At 55.9% G+C, this 17,824-nt stretch carries 15 protein-coding genes and 1 pseudogene; 7 read left to right on the top strand and 9 right to left on the bottom strand.

Annotation, left to right across the window (positions count from 1 at the left end):
- Window positions 1-138 precede the first annotated feature (138 nt).
- From VKV29_RS04870 to VKV29_RS04855, 4 genes are all read left to right on the top strand, one after another.
- Entirely contained in the window at window positions 139-606 is a 468-nt protein-coding gene (locus tag VKV29_RS04870; RefSeq protein ID WP_324200176.1) for a hypothetical protein, read from the top strand.
- A 108-nt stretch (window positions 607-714) separates the two neighbouring features.
- The gene (locus VKV29_RS04865; RefSeq protein WP_324200175.1) at window positions 715-2,370 is read left to right on the top strand and encodes an efflux RND transporter periplasmic adaptor subunit; all 1,656 of its coding nucleotides are present in this window, start codon (window positions 715-717) and stop codon (window positions 2,368-2,370) included.
- A gap of 9 nt (window positions 2,371-2,379) precedes the next feature.
- The gene (locus tag VKV29_RS04860; RefSeq protein ID WP_324200174.1) at window positions 2,380-2,682 is read left to right on the top strand and encodes a hypothetical protein; all 303 of its coding nucleotides are present in this window, start codon (window positions 2,380-2,382) and stop codon (window positions 2,680-2,682) included.
- A complete protein-coding gene (locus tag VKV29_RS04855; protein WP_324200173.1) occupies window positions 2,679-5,990 on the top strand; it encodes an efflux RND transporter permease subunit in 3,312 nt (1,103 codons plus the stop codon). Before VKV29_RS04860 ends, VKV29_RS04855 begins: the two co-directional genes overlap by 4 nt.
- A gap of 58 nt (window positions 5,991-6,048) precedes the next feature.
- Here the strand turns inward: VKV29_RS04855 and VKV29_RS04850 are convergent, their stop codons facing one another.
- The 3 genes from VKV29_RS04850 to VKV29_RS04840 all read right to left on the bottom strand — a co-directional run bounded on the left by VKV29_RS04850 (window position 6,049) and on the right by VKV29_RS04840 (window position 8,814).
- Complete coding sequence (locus tag VKV29_RS04850) at window positions 6,049-6,249, bottom strand: hypothetical protein (protein WP_324200172.1); 201 nt, start codon at window positions 6,247-6,249, stop codon at window positions 6,049-6,051.
- A 2-nt stretch (window positions 6,250-6,251) separates the two neighbouring features.
- Complete coding sequence (locus VKV29_RS04845) at window positions 6,252-7,160, bottom strand: prepilin-type N-terminal cleavage/methylation domain-containing protein (protein ID WP_324200171.1); 909 nt, start codon at window positions 7,158-7,160, stop codon at window positions 6,252-6,254.
- A 259-nt stretch (window positions 7,161-7,419) separates the two neighbouring features.
- Complete coding sequence (locus VKV29_RS04840) at window positions 7,420-8,814, bottom strand: deoxyribodipyrimidine photo-lyase (RefSeq protein ID WP_324200170.1); 1,395 nt, start codon at window positions 8,812-8,814, stop codon at window positions 7,420-7,422.
- Between the two features lie 723 nt (window positions 8,815-9,537).
- On the opposite strand from VKV29_RS04840, the gene ftcD reads away from it, so the two are divergent.
- Window positions 9,538-10,443, top strand: a complete 906-nt coding sequence (gene ftcD / locus VKV29_RS04835) for a glutamate formimidoyltransferase (RefSeq protein WP_324200169.1) — start codon at window positions 9,538-9,540, stop codon at window positions 10,441-10,443.
- A gap of 97 nt (window positions 10,444-10,540) precedes the next feature.
- Window positions 10,541-11,140, top strand: a complete 600-nt coding sequence (locus VKV29_RS04830; RefSeq protein ID WP_324200168.1) for a carbohydrate binding domain-containing protein — start codon at window positions 10,541-10,543, stop codon at window positions 11,138-11,140.
- A gap of 56 nt (window positions 11,141-11,196) precedes the next feature.
- Here VKV29_RS04830 and VKV29_RS04825 read toward each other — a convergent pair whose 3' ends face one another.
- The 6 genes from VKV29_RS04825 to VKV29_RS04800 form a co-directional block, all read right to left on the bottom strand.
- Window positions 11,197-11,778 (bottom strand): TlpA disulfide reductase family protein, encoded by a 582-nt coding sequence (locus tag VKV29_RS04825; RefSeq protein ID WP_324200167.1) that lies wholly within the window; start codon window positions 11,776-11,778, stop codon window positions 11,197-11,199.
- 207 nt (window positions 11,779-11,985) lie between these two features.
- Window positions 11,986-12,390 (bottom strand): NUDIX hydrolase, encoded by a 405-nt coding sequence (locus VKV29_RS04820; RefSeq protein ID WP_324200166.1) that lies wholly within the window; start codon window positions 12,388-12,390, stop codon window positions 11,986-11,988.
- 109 nt (window positions 12,391-12,499) lie between these two features.
- The gene (locus VKV29_RS04815) at window positions 12,500-15,031 is read right to left on the bottom strand and encodes a M1 family aminopeptidase (RefSeq protein ID WP_324200165.1); all 2,532 of its coding nucleotides are present in this window, start codon (window positions 15,029-15,031) and stop codon (window positions 12,500-12,502) included.
- Between the two features lie 30 nt (window positions 15,032-15,061).
- Window positions 15,062-15,355: a hypothetical protein gene (locus VKV29_RS04810; protein WP_324200164.1), complete on the bottom strand. Its 294-nt coding sequence runs from the start codon at window positions 15,353-15,355 to the stop codon at window positions 15,062-15,064.
- A 6-nt stretch (window positions 15,356-15,361) separates the two neighbouring features.
- A complete protein-coding gene (locus tag VKV29_RS04805; protein ID WP_324200163.1) occupies window positions 15,362-17,110 on the bottom strand; it encodes a CTP synthase in 1,749 nt (582 codons plus the stop codon).
- An 85-nt stretch (window positions 17,111-17,195) separates the two neighbouring features.
- Window positions 17,196-17,399, bottom strand: a complete 204-nt coding sequence (locus VKV29_RS04800; protein ID WP_324200162.1) for a hypothetical protein — start codon at window positions 17,397-17,399, stop codon at window positions 17,196-17,198.
- A gap of 200 nt (window positions 17,400-17,599) precedes the next feature.
- Here VKV29_RS04800 and VKV29_RS04795 point away from each other — a divergent pair.
- Window positions 17,600-17,824, top strand: a pseudogene (locus tag VKV29_RS04795) (hypothetical protein); the annotation flags it as partial.

Genomic DNA, 17,824 nt, shown 5'->3' with positions numbered 1-17,824 from the left:
GAGGGCATGTAGTGTAATGATGGGTGCAGAGACCTCGACGGTATACAACCCATAGCATGTAGAAGGAACGATTTTGGCGAGGCGGCGTGTATAATATGACAAAGTCGGGTATGCGGCTTTCGCGTTCAGAGGGAACCCATGCGGGCTAACGCCCTTTTCAAAAAGCTGTGTCTGTTTTTAAGCCTGGTGTTCGCTTTAACACCGGCCCTGCCGGCGGTTGCCTCTTGGCAATGCAGCGATGGAACCCCCTGCGCTCCCCACTGCGTGCGAAAGGCGTCGTCCTTAACAGAGTCGCCCTGCTGCTGTGGGCACCTTGTGGCACGCTGCCCCCGTTGTGGCCGTGTGCTCACGAACCCGTCGAATCCCTCCGCAAGGCCGACGCCGGCCCTGGGGGCACAGCGCTGTGTGCAGGTTCTGCAAAAACGTTCGCATGCGGCAATGCTCCTTCGCTCCGCGCCGCTTCAGGTTGCAAACCTCGTTCCTGTCTGTCGCTTCTCGCCTGCGCCCACACCCCTCAACTACCTCGCGTTTCCTCAAACCTCCTTCTTCTCTCTGTGGCGTTTCCTTCGTCCCCCTCCTAATCGCGCCCCTCCCACCTCTTTCTAGCCTACTGCCTACGGTTCTGCCCCCGAAGACCCGTTGAGTCTTTTCATCGCCTCATAGGGTTGAAAGGGCAGCAAATACTATCTTCTGCGCTAGAAAGAGGAAAGGGAAATGAAGCTATCTTTGTGGCTGCTTATCGGGGCTATCCTATTTACAGCCTATACAGCCTACCGAATGCGCCGAATCGGTCTGCGCCCTCACATAACGCTACGCCAACTGGCTGCCGGATTGCTGGGCATACTCCTGCTGTTGGGTGCGCTTCTGCTCGCCCGATGGGTCGTGACGAAACATACACCGCCCGGGCATATGAGCGTTATAGAGGCGCAAGCCATGGATATGTCGGCAATGCACGCACCGGAGGGAGCGGCACCGGTGGCCGTCTTTACGGCGCACTATGCACCCTTCAACGCCTCCGTGCGCTACGCCGCTAATGCCGTGTCCTATCAGGAAGAGGCGATCAACCCTCGTGTGACCGGTGTTCTAGAATGGATGCCGTTTTACCCCAATATGCCGGTTCATAAAGGACAGGTTTTGGCACGGCTCGATACTGCCGAGTTACGCACCAAAGTGGCCACCGAAGAGGCGGCTTTGGCGGAGGCAGAGCACGCCGTGTTGGAGGCCCAAGCGCAGTATCGGCAGGCCGAGTCGGCTTACCAACAGGCTCAAACCCAGGTGAAACAAGCGCAAGCACAGGAAAAAGAGGCTCAGGCCGATCTGACGATAGCCCAACAAGCCCTCATGGCACACCACGAAGAGGCCAAAATCGCAGAGGCAAACCTCGATAGCGCTCTCGCGCAGCGCGGTGAAGCTCAAGAACGTCTTACCGCCGCCAAAACGAACCTGACCTACTGGACCCGACAAAAGCAACGCGATGACGATCTGCTGGCCAAAGGGTTTCTCTCCCAACAGCAGGCTCAGCAGGATGCGGTGCAGCTTCAGAACGCAACCGCCGAGGTCGCCTCCGCTACAAGCCGCTTGCAAAGCGCCGAAGCCGCCATTCGCTCGGCCAAGGCGCAGCAGTCTCAGGTGCAGATCGGGCTGCAGCAAGACGAAACAATGATCGCCCAAAAACAGGCCGCCCTGCAGGCTGCCCAAGCTCAGGTGCAGCAGGCGCAACAGGGCGTATCCTCCGCAAAATCGGCGCGTGATGCCGCCAGACAGGCGGTCGTTCGTCAAGAGGCCGCCTTAGCTCAAGCGAAGGCCCAACTTCAAACGGCACAGGTGGTCTTGGGCTACACAACCATTCGGGCCGATTGCGATGGTGTGGTTACGCAACGCTTAGTTAGCCCCGGCACGCTCGTGCAGCCCGGGCAGACCATCCTGATGGTGGATCAGATAGACCCTATTCGAGTACAGGCCCAAGTGGCTCAGGAGGATGCCACACAGCTGCATATCGGCGACCCCGTGCTCGTCCATACCGGCGGGCCCCATCCGCTCGTCTACCGCTCTCGCGTATCGGCCATCTTTCCAAGCGCCGATCCGGTCGCCCATACCGTCATTGTAGAGGCTTTAGTTGCCAACCCGAACGGTCGTCTGCACCCTGGTGACTATCTCACGCTTCAGGTGGTCTATGCTAAAAGCGCTCGTGCCCTCATCGTGCCCTCCTCGGCCATCGTCTACCAGCCTCAACCCACCAGCCCCGTTCTTGCGACGAAGGCCACTCCGTCCGTATGGGTTATGCGGCGAGGGCGCCCTCAGCGCATCGTCTATACCTGCACCATGCATCCCCAAGTCCAGCTTGATCATCCGGGGAGATGCCCTATATGAGGCTGGCCATTGGTCCGTGAGGCCATTGGAGGACAGTGGAAAGCTCATCTCGTTTCGGTAACGCTGGGCGATACCGGCGAACGGTATACCCAAATTCTAAGCGGAATTCAGAGCGGCGAACAGGTGATCTACGAGGGATATCGGTCGCTTCATGAGGGCGATCCGGTGGTGCCGGTGTCGTGGGGGCCTGAAGGTCCGGTCGCTTTGCCGACGGCAGCCCAAGTGGATCGCGCTCTGAATACACCGGTTGGCACACCTTCTCAGGCAATGCCGGGAATGGCGATGCCGTCGAGGGGAGGAGGTCGGCCTTGAGCACCGATCCATCTATACGACCTTCTGGCGCCTCAAGCGTACCACGGCGCAACCCACTGCATCTCATCCACGCTTGGGCGATAGACCATGCCGCCGTGGTGATCGCCTTCTATGTGGCGGTGGTGCTGTGCGCTGTTTTTGCTGTAGCTTTTGTCATCCCACGGCGCTTTGCACCCTATGTGCCCAGCCCCATGCTTGGAATCGTCACCATGATGCCGGGTCTCTCTGCCCAGGAGATGGAGACCTACGTTAGCAAACCGATTGAGGAGCAGATGGTGCAGATAGGCGACCTGCACTACATCCGAAGCGTCTCACAGGATGGCTTCTCCATCGTTATTTTGGAGTTCAACTACGGGGTGGACATCCAGAAGGCGCGCACGAAGGTGCAGGAGCTATTAAACGTGGCCAACGCCTTTTTGCCGCCAACCACCGCTAACCTTAAACCCTCCTTCGTGATACCGGTAGACCCTCTGAACCTGCCGATCCTCTCTCTCGCCCTTACCGGCGATCCGAATAGGGGTTGGACACCGCAAAAGCTGCGCCAGTTTGCCGACAACGTGGTGATCGCACGGATAAAGCAGGTGCCCGACGTCGATTCTGTGGTGGTCTTCGGCGGCTACCGGCGTCAGCTACAGGTCATCGTGAACCGCAATAAGCTTGCTGCCTATGGCCTCTCCATCCTCGATGTGCGCGATGCGATAGACCGCTACAACCAGAGCCAACCTGGTGGGGTGCTTACGCAGGGAGATCAGGAGAGCATTGTTCGGGTCAATTCGTTGGCAAGGAACGCGCAAGATGTATTAAACTACCCGATTATGGGCATGGCCGCCGCCAAGTCGGATAGCCAAAGCCCGCCGCGCACCGTCTACGTTCGCGACGTAGCCCGTGTAGTAGACACCTACTGGGAGCGACGTTCGGCCTATGAGTATCTCGACCACGCGCCGGGCAAGTCGGGGCGGGTAATGCCCGCCATCGAGGTTTCGGTCATTCAGAACCCGGCCGCCAGTTCCTACACCGTGGTGCCGCAGGTGCGGAAAGTGCTCACACAGTTAGAGCACGAATATCCCGGAGTGCAGTTCCGTACGGCCTACGATAACGCCCATTTCGTTGGCATTCTGTTCCATAACGTGTGGGAGGAGCTGGCCGTGGCCGTGGTGCTGACGGCGATCGTTATTGTGATCTTTTTGGGCGAATGGCGTGGCACCCTCATCGCGCTTATCACCATTCCCACCTCCCTGGCCATTGCGGTGCTGATGCTTATTCCCATGCACATGACCTTCAACAGCGGCACGCTCATCGGGCTGCTTATCGCCATCGGTCGGCTTGTGGACGATACCATCATTGACATTCACTCTGTGGAGCGCTATCTGCGGAAGGGGCTTTCCCCACGTGAGGCCACTATCGAGGGCATTGCGGAGGTTCGTCTGGCCGTTCTGGCCTCTACCCTCATGATTCTCATCGCCTTGCTGCCCCTGTTGTTTTGTGGAGGCATTACGCAACTGATGTTTGTGGAGCTGGTCTGGCCACTTATCTTTGCCCTGCTTGCCTCCATGATGGTTTCGTTCACACTTACCGCCGTGCTCTGCGCGAAGATGCTCCGTTCCCCTGTTGGGGAGGCGACCGATAGAACTCCACTGCTTCTGCGCTCGCTTTTGCTCTTCTGCCAACGATGGCTTGGCCGACTGGAAGGCACCTATGCAAGGGCCTTAAGGCGCCAACATGCAAATCGGTTTTGGGCGTTCGTGCGTGTGGGGCTTGTGGTCATTGTGGGTTTTACCTTCTACAACTTCATCGGTTCAGAGATGATGCCTTTGGCCGATACCGGCCAGGCCGTAGGCTTTTTAGAGATGCAGCCGGGAACCTCCTTTCAAGCCACAGAACAGGCGGTTCATCGCTTAGAGCAGATACTTCTGAAGTATCCGGAGCTGCAAAAGGCCTCTATTGAGATCGGAACCGAAAGTATGTTCGAGAGTTGGAACCCCTATTTCACCGGTTATCAGATGCCGCAGGCCGATGGCGCCGCCCTCATGCTCACCTTTAGCGATAAGGATGCACGGAAACGCACCATTTGGCAGATTATAGATGCCGTTCAGAAGGAGGCGATGAACACCATTCCCGGTATTCGACGGCTTCAGATAAAGGAGATGGGGTCGGACGTTATGGCCACGGCGGACGCTCCCATTCACATCAACCTCTATGGGCCGAACCTGCACGTGCTGTATCAACTGGGTGAGCAGGCCCTCGCCATCGCGCAAAAAACACCCGGCCTTGCGCAGCCCGCTCTCACCTGGACGATGGGGGTACCCGACTATGAGGTGAGGGTAGACCCGGCCAAAGCGGCAGCGTTAGGCCTCTCGCCCCAAAACGTAGCGGAGCAGGCCTATTATGCCCTTCATGGTGGGCTTACCAACAGCTTCTACTACCTGCCCGATAACCTACGTCAAGACACTATTTTTGTTCGTTACGACTCGCAAGATCGGGCGACCCCGCGCGATCTGGCAGAAGTTTACCTCTCGACACCCGATGGTAAGCAGGTGTCGCTCGAAAGCGTGGCCCAGATTCTCTATCGCTCGGCGCCTACAGCCATAGAGCACGACAATTTGCGGAGGGTCATCGGCATTACGGGGTTCTATCGTAAAGGAGGACCACCCTCGATGGACCTCACCATGGAGGTGATGATGCGTGCGATGGAGAAGTTGAACTTCCCCCCCGGTTACGGCATCGAGGTAAGAGGCGACATGACTCAGATGATGGATAGCTTCCGTCGCCTTCTGTATGGGCTGCTAGTGTCACTAGTCCTAATGTACTTCGTGCTTGTGGCGCAGTTTCGTGGCTTTCTACAACCCTTGCAGATGGTCGCCTCAATACCGCTTGAGCTGAGCGGGGTGTTTGTGGCCTTATGGCTGGCGCACCAGGCGTTCTCCACGGTCTCCATTTTGGGGATTATCGTCCTGAGTGGGATGGACATCACCACGGCGGTTTTGATGATAGACAGCATAATGCGTCACAGGGATCGGGGGGTTCCACGCGAGCAGGCCGTGATTGACGGAGGGGTGGAGCGTCTGCGACCTATTCTCATGACGGCGCTTATTGAGCTGGCCGTAATGTTGCCGGTGGCGCTGGCGCCAAAAACCGGCCTGGATGCCTATCAGCCTTTGGGAACCACGATCGTTGGCGGGCTGCTTGCGGGGACGTTCCTAAGCCTATTTGTCATTCCTCTGATGCACACTTTCGTGGATGATCTCATGCATTGGACGTATCGCATCTATTTCGGGCGAGATTGGGAGTGGCATACAGAGGAGCGATGAAAAGAGCATCGGGGACTGCAAGCAAGTCTCCGATGCTCGATAGGGCACATCTTTGGCGCTACTTGGAGGGATTAACGGCAGAACCTTGTGAGGAGGTTGTTGAAGGCCCTCCATTTACGCTTGGGCGCGTTCGCATGGCGTTCATTTTGGCGTTTGGGTTGTCTGGAGAGGGCTTTGACTGCCCATTACATCCCGCTAGAATAACGAGAAGAAGGCTTGCTGCAACGATGCCTTTTCGTTTGCCGTTAATGGAGGTCATAGTTACATTCCTGTTGGCCAGAGATACTTATAAACGAGCTGTCCTGAGCTGGTTTTCACCTTCGTAAAATAGTTCATGATAGGCAGGCTTTTGGAATGGCCGTCAACGAAAGTGACAACGATCTGGCCGCCACTCACCCGTATGTAACCACAAGACGTTTTGTTTCTTTGAAGATGTCTTCCAATTGGGCCAAAGCGCTGGGTTTGATAGGCGGGGAACCAGGTAACACAGTAGTGGAAGAAGTCTGAATCCCATGGGCCAGGCCCGAAGGTCGCTCCCCACCAATCCGCAGCCGAGGCGTCGCTGACGAGGGTCATATCTGCCGCGGAGGATATCGCAGCGAGCTTTGAGCTGGGTGTGGGTGTAATACTTGAGGGGGACCAACCGTTGTCTGGAAAAGCTCCTGCTAGCCCCTGCCATGCCACATGGACATTGAAATCGGTTGTGTCGCCGTAGTAAGTATCGCCCCAATTGGGATTGCCATCTATTTGCGATAGCGGGGGAATACCATAGTTCAGGAAGGGGTCAACATAATTCACTGGGTCGGCATGGTTGAGAAAATCCTCTGGGCATATCATTATGCCCCAGTTTTTGATATAGGGTTGCACCAGATTTTGCCAGGCCGCCGTGCTTACCGTAGTGGCCGACCCACTCCAAGCGAAGGTAGAGGGATCGGATGTGTAGACCGGCGTGAAGATAAGTGGAAACGTTTCATCGTAGTCTTGCACATACATGGATATAGCAAGACCAAGCTCTTTGGCGTTGGACAGGCATGTAACCTTCCTAGCCTGCGCCCGCGCCTGTGCGAAAACAGGAAAGAGAATTGCCGCCAAAATCGCAATTATGGCGATGACTACAAGAAGCTCGATGAGCGTAAACGCTCGATGATGAGAGTTTTTATGTTGTTGCATTCTAGGTTCTTGGCCTCCTGTACGAGATTGTTTTTTAGGAATAGGCTTTTCTGCACCAGGAAACGGTGTCTTAGCTCCGCAACCTTTTACCCAATGTGCATTTTAAAACCTGCTTAGGCAATACGAAAACCTTAGGGTTTAGGCTTACTAAACCTCCCTACTTATAGTATAGCACACTTTCCGAAAAGTGTTCTTTTTGAGTAGAAGTTCGTCTGTTTTCTGTTCTGGTATGTAACGTTTTTAGGCGGGTTGCGTTCTTTCAAAAAAGCTTGCCCATATCGTCGTCCTGCACCTTACCCGTCATCGCCTTAAAAGCGTTGAGAAACCTTTGGCGCCCCTCTTCATGAGGAACGATGGGTTTTGTGGGATAGCGAGCGCTGCCGAACTCCGGAACCCATTGTCGAATATAGTCCATCTGTGGGTCGTAGCGCTCCTGCTGCAGCACCGGATTGAAGATGCGAGTGGCGCGCCTAGGATCGGTGCCTGTGCCGGCAACCCATTGCCATCCGCCATTGTTGGCCGGCCAATCGCCATCCACAAGCATCTGCATAAAGTAACGCTCGCCTTTTTGCCAGTGGATGAGCAGGTCTTTGCAAAGATAGGATGCCACCACCTGCCGTAACCGGTTGTGCATCCAGCCGGTTTGGTTCAGCTGGCGCATGCCGGCATCCACAAAGGGGTAGCCGGTCATCCCCGCTTTCCAGGCCTCAAAATGCGCTTCGTTTTCGCTCCAGGGCAACCTATCGTATTCCGGGTGCATGGGGCCTGTGAGGGCATGAGGGAAGTAGTAGAGCACCGCATGATAAAACTCGCGCCAGGCCAGCTCATCTATCCACTTCTGTGCCCCCGGTCCGCCCACCTTTCGGGCTGTGCGATAGCACTCACGAATGGAGATGGTTCCCCACTTGATATGCATCGAGAGACGCGAGGTGGAGTCGGGATCGGCAGCGAAATCACGTCTTTGATGATAGTAAGGCAACCCATTACGGGCAAACGCTTCGAGGCGCTGCAGGGCACGTCGCTCTCCGGCCGGCTCAATCTGCTGGCGAAGGGTAAGGCCATACTCTGCCAACGTGGGAATCGGCGCGCTGTGGGCACGATGGGTCACGCGCAGACGGCCTAAAAGCGGCTCGACCGGGTAGCGCTCCGGCACGTTCACGAGGTTTTCCCACCGACGCTTAAAGGGCGTGAACACCTGATAGGGCTGGCCGGTTTCCGTCTTCACACGATCTGGCTCGACGAGAAGAATGTCGGGGTAGGTTTTGAAGGCGATGCCCTCGGCCTCGGCCAAAGCTTTTGCGTGTCGGTCGCGTTGTAACGGATAAGGCAGATAGTCTCGATTCAGATAGATGGCACGCGCCCCTACCTCTTTCGCCACGGCGATGACCTCTATTTGCGGTGCCTCTTTTACGCGGCGCACGATCAGCTGCCCGCCGTATGATTCGATGTCGGCCTGCAGTTTGTGGAGGGCATCGAAGAGAAAGGCCACGCGGGCAGCACCGATGTCGGGCCCGCGCAGGTAAGTATCGTCGAGTATGTAGAGCGCATAGACCTGCTCGTTTTCCTGGAGGGCTGCAAACAGACAGGTGTTATCGTGAAGGCGAAGACCGGTACGAAACCAGACTAATCCTGTACGAGGCGGAGTGGTACGCATCGAAAAACCCCATCACATCATTTATCAGTAATACGCTTTAAGGCTGGGTATCTCTTCGTTGGACAGGAAAGTGTTAAGTTTGCAGCTCTAGAGCCAATTCCTAAAACAAGCCTCCCTTGCTCGCCTTCTATCCCATCCTTTCGTCCTCGCGGACAGCAATGCAGCGGCCAGCGAGATGGACGATTAAGAGAATAAAACAGGCCGTTGAGGAGTCCACTGCGAGGTGCCCCTCTCCCAAATTGGAGGTGGGGCTGTAGGCGGTACCCTTGAGGGAAAAGGCGCAGTGCGCAGCACCGTCGGCCTTAAAGAGCCGGTGAGATAGACGCCTGTCATTTCGAGCCAAAGACGCGATGAACAACTGTCATTGCGAGCCGAAGGCACCTGTCATTTCGAGCCGAAGGCGAGAAATCTTGAGTTTCCATTCCCACCAGCTTTGAGGGGTAGGGGTGGGGCTGTTGCGACTGTCAATCTCGCGGTTCTAGAGGCAGTTTTGCAAAGCAAGCTTGTCTTGCTCGCCCCCTATCCCGTCCTTTACCCCTGCTAGGGAGAAAGGGGGCGGTTGTGCTTAGTTTCCAAAGGGAAGGTCATTCAAAGGAAACGGCGGGTCAGCCTTGAAGAAAGCCAGGTTCTATCAACTCTATCCCCCTATAGTAGAGGATCTTCAATTGAAATTGCGGGTATTCTGTTAAGGTCTGAGGTTCTGGTTAGGCAGTTAGGAAGGCGATGCTTACTGGCTCTGTGTTTCAATGCGTGCCCAATTTCAGCGAGGGGCGACGTAAAGAGGTGGTGGAGGCCATTGCGGAGGCCGCGCAAAATGCCGGTGCCGTTGTGGCCGATTGGAGCCTTGACCCCGATCACAATCGTAGCGTGGTGACATTGCTAGGGGATGCCAAACAGATCGAGGCGGGTGCTATAGCTGCCGCCGAGGTGGCTATAGAGCGGATAGATATGCGCCAACACCATGGCCTGCATCCGCGTACCGGCGCCTTGGACGTGTTGCCGGTAGTGCCCCTGCGCAACGCGACCAAGGAAGAGGCCGTGGCCTTGGCGCATCGGCTGGGGGAACGGTTGGCCCATAGTTTTAGTCTCCCCGTGTTTTTTTATGAATGGGCGGCTCGCCCGGGGCGCGAGACCGAGCTGCCTAAGTTGCGACGTGGGGGCTGGGAGCGATTTGCTCAGGGCGAGCTAGACCCCGATGTCGGCCCTCATCGTGCCCATCCTACGGCGGGTGTGGCCATTGTGGGAGCACGAGGGCCGCTCATTGCCTACAACATTCTGCTGAATACGGCCAACGTGACCATTGCGCACGAGTTGGCGCGGCAAATTCGACGTCAGCGCGAGCAGATCGCTGCACTAGAGGGTGTGCGAGCTATGGGGTTGTATTTGCCGAGCCGTGGCCTTGCCCAGCTTTCCATGAACCTCACTCGACCGGAAAAAACGCCACTGCCTGGAGTGCTTGAATGGGTAAGACAGACAGCACTAGCGTGGGGGGCCGCACCTCTTGAAAGCGAGATTATAGGCCTCATGCCTATGAGCGCTTTGGGTGGGGCGAAACCTGAGGACATTTTGTGGCGTGCCTATCGGCCGGAAAAGCTGTTAGAGTGGTGGTTGGGAGCACAAATCCCGTAGTTTTTACCGTTGCCTTTTAGTGGCACCCTTTGCTAAAATGGAACCGGCTGTTTGGCGATGTAGCATAAAATCCATACCATGAGAAGGAAAAGAGTAGATGAACAAGTACCTGAGAATAGGTATTCTTGCTGTGGCGCTAGGCTTTATAAGCCTGCAAACCGTGCATGCCCAGAACCTTGTGCAGAACGGCGGGTTTGAGACAGGGGATTTCACCGATTGGACTTTGTCGGGAGATACCACCGCAGTGACTGTTAATAACTCCAACCCTCATACCGGTAACTACGCCGCCGGCCTTGGAACGAACAGCGGAATCGGCTATCTCTCTCAAACGTTGAACGTAACGCCCAACCAACCCTACTATCTGAGCTTTTGGTTATCAACCGACGAAAGCGTTCCCAATAGCCTGCAAGTGAGCTTCGATGGAAATACAGTTGATTCTTTTACGAATCTAGGCCCCGGCTATCAAATCTATCAGTATCTGGTTACCCCCATCCACGCAAACCCCGTGCTGCAGTTTGCCTTTCAAGACAACAGTGGATATATCTACCTGGACGATGTGCGCCTAGGTACCTCTTCGGCCACGCCGGAGGTCGGTAGCCTCACCGGCTTCGGGAGTTTGCTGGTTCTGGGAGGTGTATGGGGGCTGCGCAGGGCGAAAGCACGAACGAAGAGGGCAGCTACAAGCAACGGATGCTAACAACGGGCACATAGCTCCGGTCTACCAGCTAGCCAAGATAGGCGTCGTGGAGACGCCTATCTCTCTTGAAGCAGCTTGCTCACCGCCTGATCCACGCCTTGGAGTTTATTTATCGGGTCAAAGCCGTTTTCCATATAGGCCGCTCTGCCCTGCTTGTCGAGCACGAAAAGTGCCGGAATGGCGGTGTGGGGAAACAGGTCTTCAAGTTGTGGGTTGTCTACGGCTAGGGCGAGGGGATAGGTAACCCCGAACTGTTTGGCAACGCCCTGTACGGCCTGCACAAGCTCTGGATGCGAACGCCCGAGATAGGTATCTTCCGAGATGCCGACCACCTCAACGCCCTTGTTCGCATATTTTGTATAGAGCTTCTGCAGTTCCGGCATGGTTGCTCGACAGGGGCCGCACCAGGTTGCCCAAAAATCTAGAATCACCACCTTCCCCTTCAGGTCGGCAAGATGTATCGGCTTATTCGGGGGCAGCAGCGGCAGTTTGGCGTTCGTGAGGGCGAAACGTTTGGCGATGGGCGCCGGCCCGTCGCTCGGCCCCATGGCTAAGGGCGTATGCATGCCCATCAGGTAGAAGAAAAGAGTAATTATCAAGACAACTAAAAGCGCTATGGTAAGGTTTCGACGTAACATGATGCTCCTCAACGTACCGTTCCCATCCCTCCTATAATACTCCTGCTTCTAAGCCATGTGTTCCTCTACAAGAAGTTGCAACAGCGGCTCCAGCGGAACGCGTGCCGAAGCAGGTTATTTTCCCCTAAGGCGCCTTGAGCTAGCCCTAGCCAGTGCTTTACGATTTTCGGTGTCCTTGTTCTAATGGAGTGTGGGTGGCTGTTGCCCTTAGGCGCTCGATGGTGTGGAAGAGTCTTGAGCGGTTGCCTGTTCAAAGGCGTACCGGCAGACGGCTTCCAGAAGCGCATCCCAAAAATAGTAGTTTGTAGGAAACGCCTCTAACGGAAACAGGCGTGCCTCCTGCGATTCGCTGCCCTCTGGAATAGCCTCTTGAGAGAGAAGCGAGGTGTAGTAGACCGCTGCAAGGTAGGGCGAAGCGTCCGGTGGTGATAGCAGATAGTGGCCTAGTAAATGCAGATCGCCTACGTTGGCTCCGATCTCCTCACGGATTTCACGTCGAATGGCCTTTTCTGGTGTTTCACCGGGTTCTACATGGCCGCTGGGCACGCACCAACCTCTGCCCCGAATACGGGCAAGGAGGGCCTGCCCGTTTGCAAAAACAAAGGCGAGCACGGCATGGATGGGCAGCGGAGGAGGTGGCTGCGTTTGCGGGATAAAGGTAACCTGGGTTCCCTGCCAGGAGACGGTAGGAAACCCAGAAGGCGCTTTGAAGGTGATAGGCTTAATCCCCTCGTTTTAGATTGGCTATGGCGTCCTCTGCAGCCTGTTTCAGCTGTGGATCGGACGTTTGGGTTTCAAAGGCCTGCAGGATGGGGGCAACGCTTTTGTCGCCGCGCTCTTGCAAGGCCTCGATAACGCTGCGCTGAATCTGGGGGTTAGAATCCGAAAGCAAGTTGGCCAGCCCTTTGCTGACGGTCGAATCGCCGCGGTCGAGATGGCCGAGGGCGCGGATGGCCGCAAGCCGTGTGAAGTAGAAGTGAGCAGGGCTTGCGGCTTCCAAAAGCAGGGGGCCTGCTGCATCCACATGGGCCTCGGCGAGCGCATTGACCGACATGTAGGCCAGTTGGTCGCGGGGCGTTTTGGCCTCGATCTGATGACGGAAGACATCGAGGTTTTGAGAGGGCGCCAGCTTCGCGAGCGCATTTAGGGCGCCTTCAACGACAGGATAGGGGGCCGTATCGCTGATGGCGTCGCGATGGATAAGGGTTAACGTGGCGGCGTCGGCAGGCAGTTGAGCCAGCGCTTCAAGAGCGGCTGCCACGCGCTCGGGCTGCTTGCTTTCGGTTTGTTGAAGGAAGAGGGAGCGCAAAGCAGGGTCTTTGAGGTTGCCCAACTGCTGCAGCAAAAAGCTCGCAACGCGCCAGGCCGGCTCCGATTTCAGGGCTTGGATAAACAGTTGCTCCCTTTCTGCCGTAAGCCCGCCGGGCTGTGCCACGATCTGCCGAGCTGCCTCTAAACGATCAACATAGTCAGGAGCACAGAGGAGGATGGCCCTGGCTTCAGCCTCCGACCATTTCGGCGTCTCCATCTGCTTGATCAGCTCATGATCGGGATCGAGTAGCACGGCTGCCGGCGCCGACGTTTCGGGAATGGAGAACTCTTGTTCGGCCTGATCGCAGTTTTCTGTTACCCTCTGCAGGCGGTCGCTAGAGGCCCGATTGGGGTAGATAAGCCCAAAAGTGATGGGCATATGGAAGATGGGCACGCCGTGCGAGGTGTCTTGTAGTTGCTTTACCGTTATCTGCACGGTAGCGCTTTGCGGGTCGTAGCGCCAGCTCATCTGGAGGACGGGGTGCCCCGGTTTGTAGACCCATTGGTCGAAGAAAGGCTCTACATTGATGCCGGTCTCGTCGGTAATGGCCTCCATAAGGTCGTGGCTGTCTACCGGTCGAAACTTATAGACTTCGAGGTAGTGGTGCAGGCCGCGGAAGAGGTTGTCTTGGCCGAGCTGGTCGCGCAACATCTCCAGCACGAGGGCGCCCTTGGAGTAGGTGGTGGAGTCGAAAAGCACGTCTGGGTTAGAGTAGAGCTTGGTGGAGAGTGGGCGCAGATAGCGATGGGCCTCTCTTAGGTAGCTTTGTAGTGCACCCTCCTTGTCGGCTTGCCACTCCTCTTCTCCAAAGCGATGGCGCGTATAGAGCATCTGCATAAAGGTGGCAAACCCCTCGTTTAACCAGATATTGCCCCAGTCCTTACAGGTTACCGTGTCTCCAAACCACTGATGAGCCAGCTCATGTGCGGTGAGGCTATCGGTACGCGCCAGGCCTGCACGGGGGTCGGTGAGGGCGATGTTGCCCAGAGTAGTGGCGCTCACATTCTCCATGCCGCCGGGGAAGTCGTAGACAGCATCCTCGGCGTACTTCGGCCAAGGGTATTTGAAGTCCAGCAGTTGGCTGTAGAAAGAGAGCATGTCGGGTGTGTCGGAGAAGCTGTAGGGGGCGAGTTCGCCTTGACCTTTTGGAGTGACGTAGAGCAGAGGAACGTTTTCCCAATGCGTGCGATAAACATCCAATTCACCTCCCACAAGCGACAGCAGGTAAGTGGAGTGAGGCTGGTTCATGATCCAGTGAAAGGTTTTGGTATGGTGCGCCCTATCTTCGGTGACAGGGCCTTCCTGGCCGTTACCGATAACCGTCCACGTATCCGGCACGGTAACTATGGTTTCGCTGGTGCACTTGTCGTTGGGATAGTCATAACAGGGCACCCAGTTCCGGTTGGTGTCGGTTTCCCCTTGGGTCCAAAACTCCGGTGCGCGATTCGGGTCGGAGGGAGTCGGATCGATCCATTTGAACCCACCCACTCCGTTTGCACCGCCTCCTACCGTGCCGCCGGGCATGATGTAGTGCACGCTTACCTTTACGTACTTCCCTCGCTGCAGAGGGGAGGGAGCATGAAGGATCAATTTATCGCCGTTATGTTCAAACGTAACGGAAGCTCCATCTAGGGTGCAATCTTTAATCTGGAGATTGGCTCCGGCATCGAGCACAATGGTAGATAACCCACTTCGCAAAGGGGCTAGAGTGTGGGTGACGGTGCCTTCGGCTGAGTGAGTATCGGGATGGACAACGAATACGAGTTGGAGATGTTCCACATGGTAATCGCGATTGCGGGCGTAGTGGAGGATGGCGGCAGGAGGCTCGAAAGGGTTACCGCCGAAACGTTGAAATTGGGCGTAGGCGGTAACCCGTAACAGCCCAATGAGCAGCAGACCAGACAGAAGGCATAGGAAGGCTTTCATGCGAGGTGGCAACACGAGTAAATTCTCCTTGCAAGCGATGGTTCGTCACGTTTGTTGTTGAGAAGAAGAGGGAGGCAAGGGGCGTGTTTTCCGTAGAATGCGCAAGTAGTAAAGCGCTAGCCCCAGGCGCCATAGGCCAAACAGGAGCATTCCTAGTCCGATGACAAGGGTGAAAAGGTCTTCTTTTGAGCGCGGATGAGATGGCACGGCGAGTGAAAGCAGGTAACCTCCAGCTAGTAAGGAGAGAGCCCCGAAGAGGATGCTCACAAAGCACATAACATACAAGGTTCTCCGTCGGGCAGCGACGACGGTAGGAGTTACCGGTTTCTTAGGTGCCATTCTCTTTTAAAGTTCCAGCGTTTGTGCGTTCTCTACGAGGCCGACGTTATTCTCCTCGTTGTCTAGGGTCAGTTCTGCGCGGCTTGTCATTGGACGCTCCATTGCTTTGGTTGAGGCTTCACGAAAAGCTCGGAAGCCGTTGTGTTCGAGGGCGGCAGCGATAAGCCCTCGAAAGAGCGGGTGAGCGCGGTTAGGCCTTGATTGAAATTCGGGATGAAACTGAGTGGCGATAAAGTAGGGATGCGAGGGAATCTCCACCATCTCCACAAGGCGATAGTCCGGTGAGAGGCCAGAGCAGATCATGCCATGTTTCGTTAGCAGTTCACGGTAGTCGTTATTCAGTTCGTAGCGGTGGCGATGGCGCTCATAGATAACCGATTCGCCGTAAAGCCGCTCGGCCATAGAGCCGGACACCAACAGGCACCGATGACTGCCAAGGCGCATGGAGTTTCCCATATTCGGCACGTTCTTCTGATCGGGCAAGATGTGGATTACCGGATGCGGGGTTCGGGGGTTTACCTCTTCGCTATGGGCTTCGGCAAGGCCACACATATTGCGGGCGAACTCCACAACCGCCATCTGCATGCCGTAGCACACGCCGAGAAAGGGCAGCGGTTTGGTACGTGCGTAGTGGGCGGCCATCACCTTGCCCTCTACGCCTCGTGCACCGAATCCAGGGGCGACAAGCACGGCATCTATGCCCTCCATAACCTGCTCTATTGACTGGCGTTCCAACTTTTCGCTATCAATCCAATGGATATTTACCCGAGCATCGTTGGCGATGCCGGCGTGCTTCAACGCTTCTGCAATGGAGATGTAGGCGTCGCCGTTCTCCACATATTTGCCTACCACGGCCACGTTCACCTCGTAGCGCGGCTGTTTAATGCGAGAGACTATTTCGCGCCATTCGGCAAGATCGGGGGTGGTTTCGGGCAGGCCAAGGCGCTTCACGACGAGATCGGCCAGCCCGGCCTCTTCAAAAAGAAGCGGAACCTCATAAATGGTGTCAACATCTATCGCATCCACCACGGCGGCAGGCTCCACATCGCAGAAAAGGGAGATTTTGTTTTTCATCTCCTGAGAGAGGGGCAGGCGGGTACGACAAATAAGCACATCCGGCTGCAAACCGATCTCACGCAGCTTCATAACGCTGTGCTGGGTGGGTTTGGTTTTTACCTCACCCCAGGGGCCTACGCTCGGAATGAGTGTTACATGAATGTACATAACGTTTTGGGGGCCTACGTCCTTGCGGAACTGGCGAATGGCCTCGAGGAAGGGCAGCCCCTCGATATCGCCCACCGTGCCACCCACCTCGGCGATCACGATGTCGGCATCCGGTTCGCCGGCCGCGCCCTTGGCGGCGCTTCGAATGCGCTCTTTGATCTCATTGGTGATGTGGGGGATCATCTGTACGGTGGCGCCGAGGTAGTCACCGCGTCGCTCCTTCTCGATGACCGTGCTATAGACGCTGCCCGTGGTAACGCTGGCACGACGGGTAAGGGAGATGTCTACGAAACGCTCGTAGTGGCCGAGGTCGAGATCGGTAACGGCCCCATCGTCGGTAACAAACGCCTCTCCATGCTGATAGGGGTTCATGGTGTCGGCATCCACATTGATGTAGGGGTCTAACTTCTGAAAGGTGATGCGGAATCCCCGATTGCGCAAGAGGCGCCCTAAGCTGGCAGTGGTGATGCCTTTACCTAGGCCACTCACAACTCCACCGGTAACGAAAATATATTTCGTCTCTGCGCTCAACCCTCTCTCCTTTCCTTCCAAGCCTTGACGGCTCTTGAGGCCTCTTTGAGAGGCAGAGGCCTCCTTTATTCCCGAGTTCTTTATACTATTTATCGGCTATGACCTCGTAGGGAATCTGGTTCTCCTTCAATATCTGAATCTGGCTTTCATCAAGCACATAAACATCGTTAGGCAGCACCTGCATTTTGCCGCCGGTGCGCTGCATGAGAAGCAGGTAGGCTCTGAGTGAGTCTTTAGCGGGAACGCGCACGCGCGTCATTCCTTTTTTGAGCTGTTCAAATTGTGGCATTGTAGCGCCCTCACTTTTATAAGCAAAGGCGCAACGGGGTCTCCGTTGCGCCCGTTATCATTATACGCACGAAATGGAAAAAACTGCAAGAGGAGGGATGGCTCTAAACAGCAAAAGAAGTAACTTCTGTTGTAGTAAGGAGTAGATGCGGATATTGTATACTTATTTTAGATACGCCTAAGAGGGCGAAGGACGAACCGATGGTTAAATCGAGTGTCGAGACTAAAAGGGTTACTTGGCAAGAGCTGATCCGCCGTCTAGCAGCGAATGGGTTTGATAAGTCTTACCTTTATAGAAAGGTGCTGCCCGCATGGTGGAACAGCCGGATCGCCAATACTCCGGCCGGCTTTCAGCAGGGGGCGCTACTCTTATCTCGTTTTTTGGGGCTGGACTATACTGCTTTACTTGAGGGGAAAGTAGAGCCT

The organism is Chthonomonas sp., assembly GCF_035294165.1.
Taxonomy (GTDB): domain Bacteria; phylum Armatimonadota; class Chthonomonadetes; order Chthonomonadales; family Chthonomonadaceae; genus Chthonomonas.
The sequence above is the reverse complement of the archived record's forward strand: the minus strand, read 5'-3'. Positions and strand labels throughout refer to the sequence as shown.

What these genes read in the sequence shown, in the direction of transcription:
- VKV29_RS04810 (WP_324200164.1), bottom strand. Translation starts at nt 15,355, where the DNA reads ATGGCACCTAAGAAACCGGTAACTCCTACCGTCGTCGCTGCCCGACGG.
- VKV29_RS04850 (WP_324200172.1), bottom strand. Translation starts at nt 6,249, where the DNA reads ATGACCTCCATTAACGGCAAACGAAAAGGCATCGTTGCAGCAAGCCTT.
- VKV29_RS04870 (WP_324200176.1), top strand. Translation starts at nt 139, where the DNA reads ATGCGGGCTAACGCCCTTTTCAAAAAGCTGTGTCTGTTTTTAAGCCTG.
- VKV29_RS04830 (WP_324200168.1), top strand. Translation starts at nt 10,541, where the DNA reads ATGAACAAGTACCTGAGAATAGGTATTCTTGCTGTGGCGCTAGGCTTT.
- VKV29_RS04845 (WP_324200171.1), bottom strand. Translation starts at nt 7,160, where the DNA reads ATGCAACAACATAAAAACTCTCATCATCGAGCGTTTACGCTCATCGAG.
- ftcD (WP_324200169.1), top strand. Translation starts at nt 9,538, where the DNA reads ATGCTTACTGGCTCTGTGTTTCAATGCGTGCCCAATTTCAGCGAGGGG.
- VKV29_RS04825 (WP_324200167.1), bottom strand. Translation starts at nt 11,778, where the DNA reads ATGTTACGTCGAAACCTTACCATAGCGCTTTTAGTTGTCTTGATAATT.
- VKV29_RS04840 (WP_324200170.1), bottom strand. Translation starts at nt 8,814, where the DNA reads ATGCGTACCACTCCGCCTCGTACAGGATTAGTCTGGTTTCGTACCGGT.
- VKV29_RS04865 (WP_324200175.1), top strand. Translation starts at nt 715, where the DNA reads ATGAAGCTATCTTTGTGGCTGCTTATCGGGGCTATCCTATTTACAGCC.
- VKV29_RS04800 (WP_324200162.1), bottom strand. Translation starts at nt 17,399, where the DNA reads ATGCCACAATTTGAACAGCTCAAAAAAGGAATGACGCGCGTGCGCGTT.